The organism is Candidatus Pantoea symbiotica (genome assembly GCF_056491525.1).
In genome coordinates this window covers 228,208-247,025 of sequence record NZ_JBSZHR010000003.1, presented here as the reverse complement: position 1 = coordinate 247,025, position 18,818 = coordinate 228,208, and the positions used below count along the sequence as shown (strand labels likewise).

Annotated in this window: 22 protein-coding genes; 17 read left to right on the top strand and 5 right to left on the bottom strand. The window is 52.1% G+C overall.

The window, feature by feature from the left end:
* From ACXIZX_RS21960 to ACXIZX_RS21910, 11 genes are all read left to right on the top strand, one after another.
* On the top strand, window positions 1-984 hold the full coding sequence (locus tag ACXIZX_RS21960) for an ABC transporter ATP-binding protein (RefSeq protein WP_479405020.1): 984 nt from the start codon (window positions 1-3) through the stop codon (window positions 982-984).
* A complete protein-coding gene (locus ACXIZX_RS21955; RefSeq protein WP_479405019.1) occupies window positions 981-1,985 on the top strand; it encodes an ABC transporter ATP-binding protein in 1,005 nt (334 codons plus the stop codon). Before ACXIZX_RS21960 ends, ACXIZX_RS21955 begins: the two co-directional genes overlap by 4 nt.
* 20 nt (window positions 1,986-2,005) lie before the next feature.
* Window positions 2,006-3,196, top strand: a complete 1,191-nt coding sequence (locus ACXIZX_RS21950; RefSeq protein WP_479405018.1) for an amidohydrolase family protein — start codon at window positions 2,006-2,008, stop codon at window positions 3,194-3,196.
* Complete coding sequence (locus tag ACXIZX_RS21945) at window positions 3,196-4,686, top strand: chlorohydrolase family protein (protein ID WP_479405017.1); 1,491 nt, start codon at window positions 3,196-3,198, stop codon at window positions 4,684-4,686. The genes ACXIZX_RS21950 and ACXIZX_RS21945 overlap by 1 nt, the downstream gene beginning before the upstream one ends.
* Entirely contained in the window at window positions 4,679-5,902 is a 1,224-nt protein-coding gene (locus tag ACXIZX_RS21940; protein WP_479405016.1) for an amidohydrolase, read from the top strand. The genes ACXIZX_RS21945 and ACXIZX_RS21940 overlap by 8 nt, the downstream gene beginning before the upstream one ends.
* Before the next feature lie 46 nt (window positions 5,903-5,948).
* Window positions 5,949-6,647 carry a GntR family transcriptional regulator gene (locus ACXIZX_RS21935; RefSeq protein ID WP_008106189.1) on the top strand — a complete coding sequence of 233 codons (699 nt, stop codon included), beginning with the start codon at window positions 5,949-5,951 and terminating at the stop codon, window positions 6,645-6,647.
* Window positions 6,647-7,150: a GNAT family N-acetyltransferase gene (locus ACXIZX_RS21930; protein WP_008106186.1), complete on the top strand. Its 504-nt coding sequence runs from the start codon at window positions 6,647-6,649 to the stop codon at window positions 7,148-7,150. The genes ACXIZX_RS21935 and ACXIZX_RS21930 overlap by 1 nt, the downstream gene beginning before the upstream one ends.
* 70 nt (window positions 7,151-7,220) lie before the next feature.
* Complete coding sequence (locus ACXIZX_RS21925; protein ID WP_312181978.1) at window positions 7,221-7,664, top strand: VOC family protein; 444 nt, start codon at window positions 7,221-7,223, stop codon at window positions 7,662-7,664.
* Between the two features lie 86 nt (window positions 7,665-7,750).
* Window positions 7,751-8,056, top strand: coding sequence for a type II toxin-antitoxin system HigB family toxin (locus ACXIZX_RS21920; protein WP_479405015.1), 306 nt, complete (start codon window positions 7,751-7,753; stop codon window positions 8,054-8,056).
* Between the two features lies 1 nt (window position 8,057).
* Entirely contained in the window at window positions 8,058-8,414 is a 357-nt protein-coding gene (locus ACXIZX_RS21915) for a helix-turn-helix domain-containing protein (protein ID WP_479405014.1), read from the top strand.
* Window positions 8,415-8,770: 356 nt separating this feature from the next.
* Window positions 8,771-10,111: an ISNCY family transposase gene (locus ACXIZX_RS21910; protein WP_479404860.1), complete on the top strand. Its 1,341-nt coding sequence runs from the start codon at window positions 8,771-8,773 to the stop codon at window positions 10,109-10,111.
* Between the two features lie 177 nt (window positions 10,112-10,288).
* Here ACXIZX_RS21910 and ACXIZX_RS21905 read toward each other — a convergent pair whose 3' ends face one another.
* The 4 genes from ACXIZX_RS21905 to ACXIZX_RS21890 form a co-directional block, all read right to left on the bottom strand.
* Entirely contained in the window at window positions 10,289-10,747 is a 459-nt protein-coding gene (locus ACXIZX_RS21905; protein WP_179453062.1) for an NUDIX hydrolase, read from the bottom strand.
* Window positions 10,734-11,255 carry a VOC family protein gene (locus ACXIZX_RS21900; RefSeq protein WP_353621012.1) on the bottom strand — a complete coding sequence of 174 codons (522 nt, stop codon included), beginning with the start codon at window positions 11,253-11,255 and terminating at the stop codon, window positions 10,734-10,736. Before ACXIZX_RS21900 ends, ACXIZX_RS21905 begins: the two co-directional genes overlap by 14 nt.
* Before the next feature lie 117 nt (window positions 11,256-11,372).
* Window positions 11,373-11,768, bottom strand: a complete 396-nt coding sequence (locus tag ACXIZX_RS21895) for a DUF4440 domain-containing protein (protein ID WP_179453060.1) — start codon at window positions 11,766-11,768, stop codon at window positions 11,373-11,375.
* Window positions 11,765-13,144: an MFS transporter gene (locus ACXIZX_RS21890; RefSeq protein ID WP_479405013.1), complete on the bottom strand. Its 1,380-nt coding sequence runs from the start codon at window positions 13,142-13,144 to the stop codon at window positions 11,765-11,767. Before ACXIZX_RS21890 ends, ACXIZX_RS21895 begins: the two co-directional genes overlap by 4 nt.
* 125 nt (window positions 13,145-13,269) lie before the next feature.
* Here ACXIZX_RS21890 and ACXIZX_RS21885 point away from each other — a divergent pair, with 125 nt between their 5' ends.
* On the top strand, window positions 13,270-14,175 hold the full coding sequence (locus tag ACXIZX_RS21885; RefSeq protein WP_479405012.1) for a LysR family transcriptional regulator: 906 nt from the start codon (window positions 13,270-13,272) through the stop codon (window positions 14,173-14,175).
* A gap of 28 nt (window positions 14,176-14,203) precedes the next feature.
* On the opposite strand, the gene ACXIZX_RS21880 is transcribed toward ACXIZX_RS21885, so the two are convergent.
* Window positions 14,204-14,467 carry a DUF2798 domain-containing protein gene (locus tag ACXIZX_RS21880; RefSeq protein ID WP_479405011.1) on the bottom strand — a complete coding sequence of 88 codons (264 nt, stop codon included), beginning with the start codon at window positions 14,465-14,467 and terminating at the stop codon, window positions 14,204-14,206.
* A 128-nt stretch (window positions 14,468-14,595) separates the two neighbouring features.
* On the opposite strand from ACXIZX_RS21880, the gene ACXIZX_RS21875 reads away from it, so the two are divergent.
* From ACXIZX_RS21875 to ACXIZX_RS21855, 5 genes are all read left to right on the top strand, one after another.
* Window positions 14,596-15,504 (top strand): LysR family transcriptional regulator, encoded by a 909-nt coding sequence (locus ACXIZX_RS21875; RefSeq protein WP_479405010.1) that lies wholly within the window; start codon window positions 14,596-14,598, stop codon window positions 15,502-15,504.
* Window positions 15,505-15,561: 57 nt separating this feature from the next.
* On the top strand, window positions 15,562-15,882 hold the full coding sequence (locus ACXIZX_RS21870; protein WP_479405009.1) for a helix-turn-helix domain-containing protein: 321 nt from the start codon (window positions 15,562-15,564) through the stop codon (window positions 15,880-15,882).
* A complete protein-coding gene (locus tag ACXIZX_RS21865) occupies window positions 15,872-17,137 on the top strand; it encodes a type II toxin-antitoxin system HipA family toxin (RefSeq protein ID WP_479405008.1) in 1,266 nt (421 codons plus the stop codon). Before ACXIZX_RS21870 ends, ACXIZX_RS21865 begins: the two co-directional genes overlap by 11 nt.
* Before the next feature lie 184 nt (window positions 17,138-17,321).
* Window positions 17,322-17,870, top strand: coding sequence for an aldehyde dehydrogenase iron-sulfur subunit PaoA (paoA, locus tag ACXIZX_RS21860; protein ID WP_479405007.1), 549 nt, complete (start codon window positions 17,322-17,324; stop codon window positions 17,868-17,870).
* Entirely contained in the window at window positions 17,867-18,817 is a 951-nt protein-coding gene (locus ACXIZX_RS21855; RefSeq protein ID WP_479405006.1) for an FAD binding domain-containing protein, read from the top strand. The genes paoA and ACXIZX_RS21855 overlap by 4 nt, the downstream gene beginning before the upstream one ends.
* Window position 18,818 lies beyond the last annotated feature (1 nt).

The following is an 18,818-nucleotide window of genomic DNA, read 5'->3' as shown; positions in this document are numbered from 1 at the left end:
ATGCAGCCAGCCAACGAGACGTTACTGGACGTCAGAGATCTCAGCATTGAGTTTCTCCATCGCAAGGGCAATTTGCAGGCGATACACCATCTGTCGCTCAGCATGCAGCCGGGAGAAGTGCTCGGCATGGTCGGCGAATCCGGCGCGGGGAAATCGCTGACCGGCGCGGCTATCAGCGGCCTGTTGCAGGAGCCCGGCCGCGTTAAGAACGGTGAGATTTGGTTTCAGGGCCAGCGGATTGATAACCTGGATGACGATGCGCGTCGCCAGCTGCGCGGCAAAGCCATCAGCTGTATTTTTCAGGATCCGCTCACCAGCCTCAATCCGGTGCTGACCATCGGCCAGCAACTGACTGAAACCATCCGCACTCATTTACCGCTCTCGGCGGCGCAAGCCAGCGAACGCGCCATCAACCTGCTCACCGAAGTGGGGATGAGCAGCCCGGCGCAGCGTATGCATCAATATCCGCATCAGCTTTCCGGCGGCATGCGGCAACGTGTGGTGATTGCGCTGGCACTGTGCGTTGATCCGCAGTTGGTGATCGCCGATGAGCCAACCACCGCGCTGGATGTGTCGGTCCAGGCGCAGGTATTACGCGTGCTCAAGCGTCTATGTCAGCAACATGGCACCGCAGTAATGTTTATCACCCATGATATGGGCGTGGTAGCGGAAGTGTGCTCGCGAGTGGCGGTACTTTATGCCGGTCGCATCGTCGAGATGGGGCCAGTGGAAGAGGTAATTCGTTCGCCCAAACATCCGTATACGCGCGGCCTGATTAGCTCGATTCCTTCCATGCGCGAACGCCATGAGTTTCTGGCTCAGATCGACGGCGCAATGCCGCGCCTTAATACGCTGCCGGGCGGCTGCGCCTTTCATCCTCGCTGTCCGCATGTCACTGAGCGCTGCCAACGACAACAACCGGAGATGCAGTTCAGCCATTTGTCACAAATCGCCTGCTTTTATCCGTATGGAGAGACGCCATGAAAAGTGAAAAAGCGCTGCCGCCGGAAGTATTAAGCGTGCGCGATCTGCACATTCGTTTTCAGCTCGGACGCGAAAAGCGGACTTCGCTGTTTCGGCGCGGAGCGAAGCGTGAACTGCATGCGGTGCGCGGCATCAATATCTCTATCCGCCAGGGCGAAACCTTTAGCATCGTCGGCGAATCCGGCTGCGGCAAATCCACCATTGCGCGGGCGCTGGCCGGGCTTTATACGCCTTCGGAAGGCTCGATAAAATTTGCCTGGCAAGGCGAGGTGAGTGATAGCCACAGCGCGCAAAATGGCACCCAGATGATCTTTCAGGATCCCTATGCCAGCCTCAATCCGCGCTGGCGTATCGGACGTTCGCTGGCCGAGCCGTTAGTGCTGAGTAAAAGGGTCGGCAGCACGCGGCAGGCAAGAAGCTATTGTGGACAACTGCTGGAGCAGGTTGGGCTTTCTGCTAACGATCTGGATAAGTTTCCGCATGAGTTCTCCGGCGGGCAGCGCCAACGCATCTCGATTGCCCGTGCGCTGGCCACGCAGCCAGGCTTCCTAATTTGTGACGAACCGACGTCGGCGCTCGACGTTTCGGTGCAGGCGCAGGTGTTAAATCTGATGCGCCGTTTGCAGCAACAGCACGTGCTGACCTACTTTTTCATCAGCCATAACATGGCGGTGATTTCCCACATCTCCGACCGAGTTGGCGTGATGTACCTTGGCCGGATCGTCGAGCAAGGCACGGTGGAGGAGATTTTTTCTCGTCCCGCGCACCCGTACACGCGTCTGCTGATTGCCGCGATTCCACAGTTCGATAATCCCTCGACTGAACGTGAACCGATCGTCGGCGAAGCGCCTAATCCGATGTCGCCGCCGCTCGGTTGTGCCTTTGCCGCCCGCTGCAGCCACGCCCAGCCGCTGTGTCAGCAAGCGATGCCGCCGGTGCATGATCTGTCTGATGAGCATCATATTGAGTGTCATTTCCCTGCGGCCGTCGCCGCAGCTTAATCATCACAAGGAGATCGCAGATGGAAAGTGTGTTAATTCAAAATGTCATGCCGTTTGATGAGAGCCAGCCCGTTGATCTATTGCTCGAAAATGGCGTTATCGCGGCGCGTGGCCACCATTTGCCTGAGCCAGCAGGCGCTAAAGTGATCGATGCCAGCGGTATGCAGGCATTTCCTGGCCTGGTTGATGGCCATGCTCATCTCGATAAAACCTTGCTGGGACGTGACTGGTATCGCAACGAAGTGCCGCGCAATCTGGCGGCGATCATCGCTAATGAGCGCGACTATCGCCGCAAGCAGCAGCCCGATCCGCAAGTGCAATCAGAACGTATCACGCGTCGCGCTATCGCGGCAGGTACCTCATTTATTCGCACCCATGTCGATATTGATAACGAAATCGGTCTGGCGAATCTGGAAGGCGTGCTGGAGACACGTCGTCGTCTGGCCGAACAGGTGGATATTGAGATAGTGGCGTTTCCGCAAAGCGGCATCCTGCAAAGTCCCGGCACCGAAGCGCTGCTGGATCGCGCGCTGCAGATGGGCGCTGAGCTGGTGGGCGGCTTAGATCCCTGTTCATACGATAAAGATCCGGTACGCCATCTGGAGATCATCTTCGAGCTGGCGGTTCGTCACGGCAAAAAAGTGGATATTCATCTGCACGAACGCGGTGAACTGGGGGCGTTTAGCCTTGAGCTGCTGATTGATTTTACCCGCCGCTATCAGATGCATAATCGCGTCACACTCAGCCACGGCTTCTGTCTCGGCATGGTCGAACCGGCGCGCCAACAGCAGTTTGCCGAAGAGATGGCGGAGCTGGGAATGTCGGTTGCAACAACCGCACCGGCGGATATCGCGGTTCCGCCTTATGAATTGCTCACCGATGCTGGCGTGGCGTTTTGCGCTGGTAATGACGGCGTGCGCGATACCTGGAGCCCGTACGGCAGCGGCGATATGCTGCAACGCGCGGTCACCATGGGACTGCGCTATCGCTGGCGTCAGGATCGGGAGATTATGCGCGCGGCGCACACCATTACTTTTGGCGGCGCACGCGTGATGGCGCTGGACAATTATGGTTTGCAGCCTGGTAATCGCGCCGATTTAGTGTTGATTCCCGGCCGCAGTATGGTGGAAGCGCTGGTAGAGTTGCCGCGCGACCGTAAGGTGATCAAAGGCGGCAAACTGATCGCTGCTGACGGGGAGTGCCTGTTCTGATGAGCGAAAAAGTAATCCGACTGCGCGCCGCGTGGGTGGTGGGCTATCGCGATGGCGATCATTGCCTGCTGGCGGATGGCGAAGTGGTGTGGCAGGGCGAACGCATTCTGTTTGTGGGTTTTGATTATCCCGGCGAGGTGAATGAAGAGATCAATGCCGGGAATTGTCTGGTGGGGCCGGGATTTATTGACCTTGATGCACTCGGCGATCTCGATACCACCGTGCTGGCCTTCGACAACCAGCCTGGCTGGAAAAAAGGGCGCATTGTCGCCGCCGACTGGCAGCGCCGCGACCTCTACAGCCGCGAGCAGCTTAACTTCGCCAAGCATTATGCCTACAGCCATTTGCTGCTTAACGGCATCACCAGCTTTGCGCCCATCACCTCGATTCTCTATCGTGAATGGGCCGAAGATGTTGATGAATACCTGTATGCCGCAGATGTGGCCGAATCATTAGGCGCGCGAGCATGGCTGGGACCGGCTTTTATGGCGGGCTACTACGCCAGTGATGAGCAGGGACAATTTTCGTGGATAGGCAACCGCGATCGCGCGAAAAAGGGGCTGGACGATGCGGTGAAGTTCTATCAGCGCCTACAGCAGCGCGGCGTTTCAACCTTAAGCGGCATGCTGGCTCCCGACCGTATTGAGGGCGGCGATGCCGTTTGGCTGAAAGATTTAGGTGACATTGTCACATCACTCGCGTGTCCAACGCGGCTGCATTGTTGTCAAAGCGAGCTGGAAGTGCGGGAAATCGCCCGTCGCTATCAGGGGCGCAGTTCGCTGCAAGTACTGGCTGACAATGGTTTACTCAACCGCCACATGTTTTTGCCACACGGCCAGTTTCTCGGTGGATTGAACGCCGACGCAGCGCGTGTAGCAGAGGACATCGCGCGGCTGGCGCAGTCAGGTGCTTCAATCGTGGCTTGTCCGCTGGTATCCGGTCGCCACGGCAAATATCTCGAACATTATCCGGCGCTTAAAGCCGCTGGCGTTAATTTGGCGCTTGGCACCGATACGTTTCCCGCCGATATGTTCACCAATATGCAGATGGGCGTGGTATTGACGCGCGTGGTCACCGGCGATATCTCAGCGGCCAGCGCCGCCGATTATTACCGCATGGCAACCTTGGGTGGCGCACAAGCGTTGGGACGCGATGATCTTGGCCGACTGGCGGCTGGATGTCAGGCCGATATGATGATGGTCAATCTTGATCAACCCGCGCTGGGACAAGTGTTCGATCCGATTACCACGCTGGTATTAAATGGCAATGGCCGCGATGTCACCGGCGTGATTGTGGCTGGACGCAAAGTGGTGTGGGATCGCGAACTGGACAACAGCGGGCAGGGTGCGGAAGCGTTACACGCCGCATCGCAACAGGTGTTTTCGCACATTATCTCAACTTATCCCGAACGAACCGTTGGGCACCCACCGGTTGAAGAAATCGTTAGCTCCTCATTTCCTCGCGTGAACAGAGGGGTAAACCATGACTGATCACTATTTGCTCACCAACGTCAGGCTTGAAACCGGGTTTATCGAAATTAACGGCCATATTCAGGGCACCCAATGCGATCTCTTCACCATAGAAATCAAACGCGGGCAGATAATGGCGATTCACGGGCAGAGCGAGGTGCAAAGCGCGCTGCCACAGCGTGATGCTGGCGGCATGCTGATGCTGCCAACTCTGCGCGATATGCATATCCATCTCGATAAAACCTTCTACGGCCGCGCATGGCGAGCGGCAAAACCGAATAACGAGCAGGATATTTTCCAGATGATCGCGCTGGAACAACAGCTGCTGCCGACGCTGCTTGCCGATTCGGTCGAGCATGCGCAGCAGTTAATCGCCTTGCTGATGAGTAAAGGCACCACGGTGATTCGCAGCCACTGCAATATCGATCCGGTCAGCGGGCTGCGCAGCCTGGAGCATCTGTTGCAGGCGTTAAACACGTTTAACGGGCAGATTGCGTGCGAAATCGTGGCGTTTCCGCAACACGGTTTACTGCGTTCTGGCGTGACTTCACTGATGCGCGAGGCGCTGGCGCTCGGCTGCCAGTGGACCGGCGGACTCGATCCTTCGAAGGTGGATGGCGATATGGCGCGTTCACTCGACACCATGCTGAGTCTGGCGCATGAGAGCGGCACCGGCGTGGATATTCATCTGCATGAAGACGCCAGCACTGGCATTCCGTGTATTGATTATCTGTTGAACGCGCTGGAACATGCGCCTGAACTGCAAGGCCGAGTGACACTCAGCCACGCTTATTGTCTGGCGCAAATCAGTGATATTGAGGTGCAGGCGCTGGGTGAACGCATGGCCGCGCTGGGCGTGAGCCTGGCGTCTGGTTTGCCGCTGGGCAAAAATGTGATGCCGCTTCCGCGGCTAAAACAGTGTGGCGTAAAACTAATGACCGGCACCGACAGCGTCATCGATCACTGGTCACCCTTCGGCACCGGTAGCATGCTGGAGAAAGCCAATTTATGGGCGCAGCTGTATGGACGCGGCAGCGAATTTTCACTCAATCGAGCGTTGGCGATTGCCACCGGCGATATTTTGCCGCTGGATGAGCAGGGCGCGCGTATCTGGCCGCTGGCTGGCGACGAGGCTGATTTTATCCTGATCAGCGCCAGTTGTTCCGCTGAAGTGGTGGCGCGTCAGCCAGCAATTTCAGCCAGTTACTTCCGTGGCCAGCAGGTTTATCGCGCATAAATGATGTATATTTCGGGGGACTAATATGACCGATACAGGATTGAGTATGGGCGCGAAGCAAACCCCCAGACAAAAAGAGATCGCTCGCATCTATGAGTCGCTTACCATGGCGATTGCCCAGCACAAGCTGCGCCCCGGCACGCGTTTAATTGAGGCGCAGATTGTCGATGCGCTGAAAGCCAATCGCAACCATGTGCAGGCGGCACTGCAGCGCATGGCGTTGCAGCACATCGTCACCATCGAACCTAATGTCGGCGCGATTGTCGCGCAGCCGTCAGCCACCACCGCGCGTGAGATCTTCACCGCCCGCCATGCCATTGAATCGGCCATAATTGCCTGCATTACACCGCAAAAAATGACGGCGTTTGCCGTGCAATTGCAGCAGCAACAAAAAGAAGAACATGAAGCGATTCACAGCCAGGAGCGTCAACGCGTGGTGTATCAGCTTGGCGCGTTTCATCTGCTGTTAGGCAAAATCGCTGATAACAAAGTACTGGAAGATATTCTCAACAATTTGATGGTGTTAAGTTCGTTGATTGTGATGCTGTATCAGCGTAACGAGATGCCGGTTTGTCAGTGTGACGAGCATCAGCACATCATTGATGAACTGATCGCCGGAAATACCGCTAAGGCGCAGCAACTGATGCGCGATCATCTTATTGAGCTGGAGCAGCAGCTGGATATTTCTGAAGCGTCACCGTATGCCATGACGCTAGTGCAAGCTCTTCATAAAGCGGAGGAATAATGGAATTAGAAACAACCCGACTGCGGCTGGAACCCTTTGAACTCGCGCATTTTGACGGACTGCGGGCGATGGAAAACGACCCGGAAATTATGCGTTATATCAGTAATGGCGTGGTTAAAACGCCAGAAGAAACCCTGGCGAGTATTGAACGCGTTCAATCGCGCTGGCAGCAATATGGTTTTTCCTGGTGGGCGATGCGGGAAAAAGAGTCTGGCGAAATCGTTGGTGCGTGTTGCCTGCAACATTTAGCTAATCAGGATGGTGCGCCTTTGGAAATTGGCTGGCGTCTTAATGCTAATTATCACGGTAAAGGTTTTGCCACAGAAGCAGCGCAGGCGATGGTTAAGTTTGCGGTTGAACATGTCGGCGTTAAATATCTGGTCGCGGTAGCCGATCCTGAAAATGCCGCATCGCAAAAGGTGATGCAGCGGCTGGGCATGACCTACAAAGCGATTGAGCAACACTACGATGTGCCTTGCGTGGTGTATGAGCTGCATATTTAGGCATTCATGAACAAGTGCCATCAACAATTTATGACATATTCCAGTTCTGATGATTTCACAGGAATGGAATATGGAACAGCACGATATTGGTTTTAGCCACATAGCGCTGCAAGTCAGAGATTTAGAACGCAGCATCGACTTCTATCAACGTTACGCAGGGATGCAGGTGATCCATGAGCGTGAACCAGGCATTGCAGAAGCGCAAAAAGTCGCATGGCTTTCTGATTTAACACGTCCGTTTGCACTGGTGCTGGTGCAATCTCAAACCACGGTGGATACGCCTTTGGGGCCGTTTGGTCACATTGGCGTTGCGTGTGACAGCAAAGAAGAGATTGATGCCAAAGTTATTTTGGCAGAACGCGAAGGCGTGTTACGCCGACCCGCGCAGCAATCATCTGCACCTGTGGGTTATTGGGCATTCTTCGCCGATCCTGATGGCAATACGCTTGAGCTTTCATACGGCCAGCAGATTGGCCTTGAGATTATTACCAGCCGCCTTAATGCGGGTGTTTGATCAGAGCGTCACTTGAAAGGGTGATGGTAGTCCCAGTGCGGGATTTTTTTGTTGCAAATATCCCGCGCTGGGACTACTATGTTTGCATGAACATCATTGCACTCGCACCATTAAAGGATTTTTGGACGGTTCATCCTGATTCAGAACAACCGTTACGCGCTTGGGTAGATGAAGTTAAAAAGGCCGACTGGCATACCCCGGCAGATATAAAGACGCAGTACGGAACAGCGAGTATATTAAAAAACAGTCGCGTTGTATTTAACATAAAAGGTAACGACTACCGTTTAATTGTTGCCGTTGCTTATGCTCATAAAAGGTTGTTCGTTAAGTTTATCGGTACGCATAAAGAATACGACAGGATAGACGCCAATACAGTAACACTGGAGCCCTGACATGAATATTAAACCGATTAAAACCGAGCAGGATTATCAAGAGGCGCTCCGCATCGTAGAGCCTATGTTTGATAATGAGCCCGTGCTGGGCTCACCTGAAAGCGATCTCTTTGAGGTAATGTGTCTGCTTATTGAAAACTATGAATCAAAGCATTACTCAATTGCACCACCTGACCCAATTGAAGCTATTAAATTCCGTATGGATCAGATGGGGCTGACAGCAAAAGATTTGGCTCCGGCAATTGGTCGTCAGAATCGCGTCTATGAAGTGTTAAACCGTAAACGCGAGCTAACGCTACCTATGATTCGTAATCTGCATAAACAGTTCCATATTCCGTTAGAGAGCCTTGTTGGCTGAATCGGCAGGCAATGACAGAAAACCGGTTACCGCAGTCGCAGTGCTGCAAATTGCTAAGAATTCATGTAGCGCCGCCATCGGCGAAGCTGCAAAACCGGCAGGGAATTAGTTCAACAGTCCGTTGCCAGAATTATCGCTGGTTACGGATTGTTGGTGAATGAGGTGTTTGAAGGCAGGTGATGGGCTGATAGTGATTTGAGTGCGCGCTTAAATACTTCATTTAACATAATCATGATTATGCGTACTACTTATGTGAGTGCTATTTGATAATGTCACTTTTTAGCTAGTTCATAATGTCACCCAGATATGGCGCTTTTGCCACCTTTTCTGGGAGATCTCTGCTGATGCTGGTGACCATGTCGAACAAAGAACTTCACCGCCTTCCCGTCATTCAGGCTGTCATCGAAAAGCGTCTGCGCCGTCGTGATGCGGCCTCCCAGCTTGATCTTACCGAGCGTCAGGTTCAGCGGCTCATGAACCGCTATCGCGAGTCCGGCGCTGTCGGGCTGACTAACGCGCGTCGCGGTCAACCAGGCACTCACCGGATTGATGATGCATTGCACTGCCAGATACTGACGCTGCTACGTGAAAATTACGTAGGTTTCGGGCCCACACTTGCCGTAGAAAAGCTTCAGGAGCGTCACGGGATCGCTGTCTCCGTTGAGACGCTGCGATGCTGGATGATTGCTGACGGACTCTGGATCCCGCACGCTCGCCGTCAGCCCCGGATTTATCAGCCACGCCAGCGGCGGGATTGTCTTGGCGAACTTATCCAGATCGACGGCTCTCACCATGACTGGTTCGAAGGCCGCGCACCAAAATGCTGTCTGCTGGTTTACATCGATGACGCGACCGGTCGTCTGATGCACCTGCGCTTCTGCCAGAGTGAATCGGCCTTTGATTACATGATGGCCACGCGCAATTACATCGACAAGCACGGCAAGCCGGTGGCGTTTTACAGTGATAAGCACGCGGTATTTCGCGTTAGCCAGGCAGAAACACGCCGTACCGGCATGACGCAGTTCGGACGTGCTTTGCACGACCTGAACATCGACCTTATCTGTGCCAACAGCTCGCAGGCTAAAGGCCGCGTCGAACGCGCCAATCTTACGCTTCAGGATCGGCTTGTTAAGGAGATGCGGCTCGAGAACATTTCCGGCATTGATAACGCGAATGCCTGGCTTGAGACATTCATCAGTGACTTCAACCGCCGCTTCGGCAGGCCGGCAACATATCCGAAAAACCTGCACCGCACCGTCTCGGAGAGCGGTCAGGAGCTGGACGATATCTTCGCCTGGCAGACGCTGCGTACGCTCTCAAAATCACTGACTTTTCAGTACGATAAAATTTTATATCTGGTTGAACCTACGGAGGAAAACTCACGTATTGCCGGGGAAAAAATCATTGCTTTTGATTACCCGGACGGTACGCTCGCATTCCGCCACGGCAGCAGAATTCTGGAATATCAGATGTTCGATAAGCTGGAGTGCATCAGCCAGGGGCGCATCGTTGACAATAAAAGGCTCGGCGCAGTGCTGAAGCTGGCGCAGGAAAAGCAGGATGAACTGGAAGCAGCAGGAAAAAGAAAACGCAGCCGTCATATGCCTAAAAGACGGGCGCAGGTTCAGGAACAACTTAGGGCAATCAATCCGGTTCTGGCTGATCCGTCACTTTTCAAATCCAGCCTGAAAAAATGAGCTCGCTGCCCTTTTCTCTTCATTGGCAAACAACAAAAAGTGACATTTAAAAATGGGAAATCAGGGTGACATTATCAATATGGATAGACAATATGTAGAACCCCAATAGTTGTCCGCCTGGGAGATGCGGATGTTTAAAACCAACCTAAACCCGATATTTGGTATTATTTGATAATGTCACTTGATAGCTAGCTGATCCGGCATTGAGCAGATATCAGGAATATTTGAGGGGTAAACTACGTCTTCAGTATTCCGCAGTTCAACCAGATTCCACCAGTGATAATCATCAATGACTGTTTTTTCATTTTCAGTCCATCCGCTGGTACTGATTTCTTCATCAGCGACTTTAATTAAATAAAATCGCTCATTTGCCAGAACCACCTCACCGCTGGGTAGAGCCATTTCAAAAGTTCTCTCCGTTAACGGCCGCCCCACATCATCAACATAGATACCTGTTTCTTCACTAAGCTCCCTGATTGCTGCCTGCTCAAAAGTCTCTCCTGATTTCACGCCTCCACCGGGGGTGGCCCAGTATGCTTTACCTACCAGCGCATCATTTTCATGCCTGAATCTGAATAATAAAACCTGATTGAGAGAATTGATAATAAGCAAACGAGCCGAATCACGGGTACGCACTGGATAATTCCTTTTTCATTTTCACGGTAAGTAAGCATAAGGTAGCCGAATAGGACTGTATATTCTCTTTAGCTTCAAGATATTCATAGGAGGTCATTTCAATTTTATTTCCGTCGACATCTTCAAAATAAACAGACATTGAGATCTGATGATCGCTAACGGTGAAAGGGATCAACCGTAATGAAAGTAATTTCATCAGCTCAGAAAAATAGCTCGGTTTTATGCTGAAGGCCACGGTGTGGCCCGGTGAACGATCCTTTTTCTCAAAAAGTGAAAGCGCTGCTTCGTTATTTTTGAGTACTAACGGACCGCCCTGAGTAAACCAGAAAAGCAATGACTCATCGCGTATGAATCCCAGTACATCCTTATACCAGACCTCTGCCTCCGCGATGTCATTTACATAGATATGCACATGATCGATTCTTAATATAGACACGATTACCTCGTTGGCATCATTACAGGCAATAAGAATCGGATATGCCCTTTCATCTTGCAAATAACTCAGCACTGACTAGCACATCATTTAACATAAATTTCGAGCGAGAAGTTTTTAAGGAAAACAGGCCATCACAGACTCTTGAATCCATCATCTAAAATGACAGCACTAACCTAATGAAAATAGGACTTAATCGAGATGCATCGATGTTTCGTGTAGATGCCGCCAGATAACCGAGCCATCCTGATTTAGTTCAAATATTACTGTCGAAAAACGAAGTGTGGCTGCCTGCTCGCAAATTTTCTGCCGTTCTTTATAGGTTACGATTGCCCCACCTTCACTCTCAGCAACAATCTGCAAATCAGTGATTTCAATATTAAGGCCCGGTCGTGCGCCACGCTGAGTGCGAAAGAAACTATTCAATTGGTTGATGTTGAGTAATGCCCCACCCGTCGTCATCATCGAATACGCTGGACTAAATCGAGCGAGTAAATTCTCGCAAACCTTATCATCCGCTGCTGAATTCCCCAGCCAATTGCGGATCAGTTCATGCGCATCCATTACTTCCTTAAAATAACGATTCATTTATGCTCCTGTTTTAAAATAAATATAACGTCCTGGTTAGCTATGCGAAAACAACATACTATGGGTACAACTACACTGCATGCTGCTATGACAAAACACAGATGATAGGCTTGGTATATTGGTACCCCGGTGTCGGCTATAACGTTAAATAACAGACTAATGAGGGTAACACCCAGACAGAAGCTGAGCTGACGATTGATATTCCAAATGGCACTTGCATCAGCAAGTTCATTCTCTGCTATTTGAATGAAAGCAGAACTTTGAGCCGTGCTACTGCATAAACTCCCACCGAATCCCATCAGTGTGAAGGCCGATATACATATCACGACATCAGCATCATGCCCTGACATGGCCAGCAGCCCAATGCCTGTCGCCTGAACCAGACAACCCGAAATAAATAACGGGCGTGGCCCCAATGTATTGAATTTTTTGCCGGTCAACGAGATCGCCGCAAACGATGCCAGTGACCATGGTAGCATCATGGCTCCGACTAATGAGGCATGCATGCCAAGCTGGTTTTGCAGGTAGAGCATGGCGATCATACTCACTCCCATGAATAAACCCGGTATGAACTGATAAATCAGGATCGCTGTCTGTAAGAGAGGATCTTTTACCAGACGCAGGTTTAGGAGAGGATGGGTTTTATGCATGGCATTCCATACGTATCCCGCCATGATGAATGTGCCCATCAGTAGCAGTAGACCACCTTGCTGGAAATGCTGAGATTCACCAAGATACGTCAGTCCAAGTAGTATCAAGGTCAATCCTGTACAACCGCCGATCAAACCTCCTACATCCAGGCTCTCATGATTTTCGCTACGTTGTTCTGATTTAAGCCAGCATGCGGCTAATGCAAGTGCGATCACTGACAGCGGTACACTTGCAAAAAATACCCAGCGCCAGCTGATGCTTTCAACCAATATCCCTCCGATAGCTGGCGAAAGTGCTGGCGCAAGTAATGCTACTAACATCACAGCAGAAGATAATCGTGCGCGTTCATGACTTTTAAACAACGCATAGGTCATTGTCTGCCCCAGAGGAATCAACATTCCACCGCCCATTCCCTGTATCCCTCGCCAGGTAATCAACTGTACTAGCGATGAAGACGACCCCACGCCACAACTCCCAATAATGAAAATCATCAGGGAAACCATAAACAGGCGCTTAGTGCCAAAACGTTTAGACAGCCAACTGCTGAGCGGTATTACCAGCGTAATCGCCAGAATATAGCTGTTACTTATCCACGCCAGTTGATTCACCGGCGAGTCAAACTCACGACCAATTTCAGGATAAGCAACATTGGCGATAAACATGTTTACCAGGTCGATAAAAAACCCTAGCAAATACACACAGCCCACACGCACACGATAAGTCATCTTTTTCTCATCAAAACAGCATAATGCGCGAATTATAGGAGCATTAATTATCAGGATAAATGCGTATTCCGTTGTTACACTGTCAAAGATATTTTGACAGTCAGATTCTCTAATGGGAGTAATTGATGATTAATCTGCAGCGTCTTGAGATGTTTGTTGCAGTGGCAGAAGCCGGTAGTTTCACCAGAGCAGCAGATACGCTGGGGCTGACTAAAGCGGTGGTCAGCTTCAATATAAAACAGCTTGAAGGAGAGCTGGGTGTCTCATTGCTGACTCGTAGCACGCGACGAGTGTCTGTTACGGATAGCGGAGAACGATTTTATCAGCGTTGCCGGCAACTCCTGCAGGATGCTGAGCGCGTCCTTGATGAAGTCCGCAGCGATCATTCCGGATTAATTGGTCTACTACGCATCACCACCACACCCGAGTATGGACCGCGAGTGGTTGTGCCCGCACTGGCAGAATTTTCATCCAGACATCCACAACTGCGTATTCAACAAGTCTCGTCATCAAAGAATGACGACCTTATTTCTGGACGTTTTGATGTGGCAATCCGGCTTGGCCAACTTGCCGATTCAAGTCACCATGCACGGCTCATCGATCGCTTCGATATTTATCCCGTGGCTTCCCCAGACTATCTCAACACGATGGAAGTACATCCCATTACCACTCTGGAGCAACTTGCTGATGCGAAATGGATTGCACATAGCCGTCTGTCAGCACCGTTGAGCTGGCAAGTTACAACTCCATCAGGTAAAAGCGTGATTTTCAACGTGCATAGTCCTGCCACAATCATGGCCGACAATGCTGCATCACTCCTGGCTTTTGCTCTTGGAGGGGCTGGAGTTGCCCTCTTACCTGACTGGCTTGTTAAGGAAGAGTTGCGCCAGGGGAATTTAATCCAATTACTGCCAGATCATCATTTTCCCCGCCAGGGGATTTATGCGATCTACCCCAACACTCGCCATGTGCCGGAAAAAGTACGAGCGTTCATCGACTTTTTGCAAAACAGAGTTGTATGCGCTCAATGAGGAGTGACGCGAGCGAGCTACAACCCCCTCAATGACCATGCACCGTCAACCCAACTAACCGGACCACAATCGGGCGCACTACCAGTATGCAAACAAAAGCTGCTGGCATTGCAACTTGATATGCATTCATCACATTTTCCATATAATGCGGGCCGATACCAAATTCGGCGAAGGTGATGACTAAGCTCATTAAAAACGCCATGATGGTCGCCATGTAAAGCGCAAAGATATAAGGTGAAACGTGCTTTGGCAGGCGTATACGTGCGGTATTCTTACCGGTTTCTGCTGTCATAGCGCTATCCTATTCAGTAAGTTTAAGCAAAACAGCCGCTAACTTATCAAGCGAATCATGATGCGGGTAGAACACTGTTGCTTTAATCATTATTAAATAAAGATTACGAATCATGCATTGAGGGATATATGGACTTATTGGGACTGATTAACACTTTTATCCGCGTAGTGGAGAACGGAAGCATTGCCGCCGCCGCGCGCGCGAAAGGAATGAGTCCAGCGGCGGTCAGCCAGAGCGTTTCACGTCTGGAGACACATCTAGGAGTGCGGTTGTTATCACGCACCACCCGCAGTATGACGTTAACCGAGAGCGGTAAACGCTACTTTGAAAAAGTCCGACATATTCCCCAGGACATTGACCTTGCCTCGCAGGCTGCGGCGATTGAAACCAAACCGCAGGGCTCACTTTGCATCGCCACTACAGCTGCTTTTGGCAGACACGTTCTTGCCCCGCTGATGCCCGCTTTTAAACAAACTTACCCGGATATTGATATCGAACTGATCAGTACCGACCGCAATGTTGATCACCGTTTAGAAGGCGTCGACGTCAGTATTCGTATTGAGGCGCAACTAAACGATCAACTGATCGCCCGCAAAATTGCCTCGCTACCCTTTATCTTCTGTGCGGCACCCGCTTATCTGGCGCGCGCGGGTATTCCTAAAACGCCTGAAGAGCTGAGCCAGCACGCTTGTTTGGTTTTCCGCTATCCGACCGACGGACGCTTTCTTCCGTGGACGTTTATGGTTAACGGCCAGCCGGTGAGCGCAAAGCTAAACCCAGAGTTCGTCAGTGATGATATTGATATCATTGCGAAAATCGCCGAAAACGGTGGAGGCATCGCCCGGCTGGCCAGTTTTATCGCTCAACCGTTGATTGAGCGTGGCCAACTCATAGCTTTGTTCCACTCAGATCAAGGAGAGAAAAGCGAGGTTGCGGCCTTGCCAATGAATATTTATGCCTGTGTTAACGAGCGTTCGGCGCTAAATTCAAAGGTAAGAGCGTTCATCGCCTTTTTGGAACAACAGCTCGCCCATTGAGATTATTAACTCTATAATATTGGGTGTTAAAGTCATTTTTGGACGATAAGCCACAATATGCTGGATTTAACCCTCACTAAACCCGAAGAAATCGTCAAGCTGTTATGTGGACGGTTACGTAAAGATCGTCTCGCACAGCGGATGACCCAAGCGGATGTCGCGGCCAGAGCGGGAATTGGCGTGAATACGGTCTCCAATCTGGAAGCGGGTCGTAACGTCGGCTTTGAAAACCTGGTGAAAGTGGCGATGGTGCTCGGTCGCGTTAACGAGCTGGAAGCGCTGTTTGCCCCGCAGATCGATAGCCTCGATGACCTGCTTCGCTACGAAAAAAACACCGGCCGCAAGCGGGTGAAAAGGAGCAACGCTGATGGTGAGTAAAGTCGATGTCTGGTACGACGGCTGGGGCGAACACTTTCACTGGGGAACGCTGGTCTCTTCGACCGCCCTTACCGGTCGTCCGGTGATTATGTTTGAATACAGTGAAGCGGCAGCTCGTCGCGGTCTGGAACTCGCTTCCTTTACTTTGCCTCTGAAAGGTCCGCGATTGCGCAGAGACTTTCCTGCTCATCAGTTGGGCCTGCCCGGCCCGGTCTATGATGCATTACCCGATGGTTGGGGTATGTTGCTGATGGATCGCCTGTTCCGCCAGCGTGGGCTTAATGCCGCACGTATCGGCCCGTTAGAGCGGTTAACTTATGTAGGCAACAACGCGATGGGCGCGATGTCATTTGAACCGTCGCAACCTGAAGCTGATGAACGAGCTGATGACATTGCGCTGGACCAACTCTCGGCTGAAGTACAGCAGGTGTTGGACGGCGAAGGCGGAGAATTTCTGCAGCGATTGCTACAAATGGGCGGCTCGCCACAGGGTGCAAGACCTAAAGCCCTGCTTTATCGCGATCCTATCAGCGGTGGTTTCACCACGGCGGCTTCAGCAGAGTTAGAAGCCTGGTTGATAAAGTTTCCGGCGCGGCAGGAACATCCTGAGGTATGTGCCATTGAGGCTGCTTATGCGCAGTGTCTGCATGAATGCAACATCAGCACGCCAGATACCGCTTATTTTGCCTTGCCCAATGGTCAGGCGGCTTTCGCTTCACGGCGTTTTGATCGAAAAGACGGGATGCGCGTTCCCATGCAGAGTCTGGCGGCGTTTACCGGCGCAAACTACCAGTCACCCGGCGCACTGGATTGCACCAACTTTCTGCGCGCCACCCAGCTCTGCACCAATGATGTCAGGGAAAAAGCGCGCGCATTTGAAAGAGTGGTGTTCAACGTTGTTTTCAATAATCGAGACGATCATCCTAAAAACTTTGCCTGGATCATGTCAGCCAGCGGGCAATGGCAGTTAGCACCGGCCTATGACGTCACCTATTGCGAAGGTCCGGGTGGCTATCATCAAATGGATGTGATGGGTGAAGCGCTGGATATTAAACGCACACATCTTTTAGCTCTGGGACAACAGGAAACCAATCTCACGCCCTCACAGGCAGGCGACATCATCGATCACTATTGTTCTGTTGCGTCTGGCTTTGCCAGCAAAGCGGCCGATATATTCCCGGAGCAAATCACTGCGGAAACGCTGCGCTTTCTGCAGGCGCGCATTGATGAAAACATCAAAAACCTGACGAAATAGTTATTAATTGTGGCCCCAGAAAAGGGGCCAATCACCGCCCTAACCTGCTTTTATTACTCTCGCTCATAAACCCATTCAGTGATTGCGGATAATGCTTTTGCAGATGCCGACTATGCTTACCCTTCTAAAACCATACAAAAATAAGTTGTACCTCAACATTTCACCCTTTTACTGGAGGTTTGGCATGAGCAGCCAACACTTAACAACACCCGCGCCTGCAATGATGCCAATCAGCTTCAAAGTCAACGGCATACAGCAGCAATTAGAGGTTGATACCCGCACCACGCTGCTGGATGCATTGCGTGAGCATCTGCATCTGAACGGCACCAAAAAAGGCTGCGATCACGGCCAATGCGGCGCCTGTACGGTAATGGTCAACGGACGTCGTATTAATTCGTGCCTGACGCTCGCCGTGATGCAGCAGGATGCGGAAATCACCACCATTGAAGGCTTAGGAAATCCTGACCAACTGCATCCCTTGCAGGCGGCGTTCATCAAACATGATGGCTATCAGTGCGGCTACTGCACGCCAGGGCAAATCTGTTCCTCGATGGCGGTGCTGGAAGAGATCAAAGCGGGCATTCCCAGCCACGTTACGCACGACTTGGTCTCCGCACCGCAACTCACTGCGGATGAAATCCGCGAGCGCATGAGCGGCAATATCTGTCGTTGCGGTGCCTATTCCAACATTCTTGCGGCGATTGAAGAGTACGCGGAGGGCCTGGAATCATGAAAGCCTTCACATACCAGCGGGTAAAAACTCCGGCTGAAGCGGCTGCCAGCGCCCTGCAACATACCAATGCCAAATTCATCGCTGGCGGCACCAATTTGCTCGACCTGATGAAGCTGGAGATTGAAACGCCCGCGCATCTTATTGATGTGAATGGCCTTGAGCTGGACAAAATCGAAGCCATGGCGGATGGCGGATTACGCATCGGAGCGTTGGTGCGTAACACCGACCTGGCGGCCGATGCGCGCGTTCGCCGTGATTATGGCGTGCTGTCGCGCGCGTTAGTGGCTGGCGCTTCCGGCCAGCTGCGTAATCAGGCGACCACCGCAGGAAATTTGCTGCAGCGTACGCGTTGTCCCTACTTCTACGACACCAACCAACCGTGCAACAAACGTCTACCCGGCAGCGGCTGCGCGGCGCTGGATGGCTTTAGTCGTCAGCATGCGGTGGTCGGCACTAGTCAAGACTGTATCGCCACCCATCCGAGCGATATGGCAGTAGCAATGCGTTTGCTGGATGCGGTGGTAGAAACAGTTAGCCCGGATGGCAGTCAGCGCAACATCCCGATTGCTGAATTCTATCGCGCGCCCGGCAACACGCCACATCTGGAAACCGTGCTCGATCCCGGCGAGTTGATTGTTGCGGTTTCACTGCCGGCCCCGCTGGGCGGCACGCACATTTACCGCAAGGTGCGCGATCGCGCGTCCTATGCCTTTGCGCTGGTCTCGGTCGCTGCCATCATTCAGCCGGATAACTCCGGTCGCGTGGCGCTCGGTGGCGTGGCGCATCAGCCGTGGCGGCTGGAAGAAGCGGATAACGCGGTGATTCAGGGCGCTAAGGCGGTGAGCGATCGTTTGTTTGCCACGGCGCAACCCACCGCTGAAAACGAGTTCAAGATCATTCTGGCGCAGCGAACGCTCGCTTCCGTATTGGCAGAAGCGAGGGGATAAC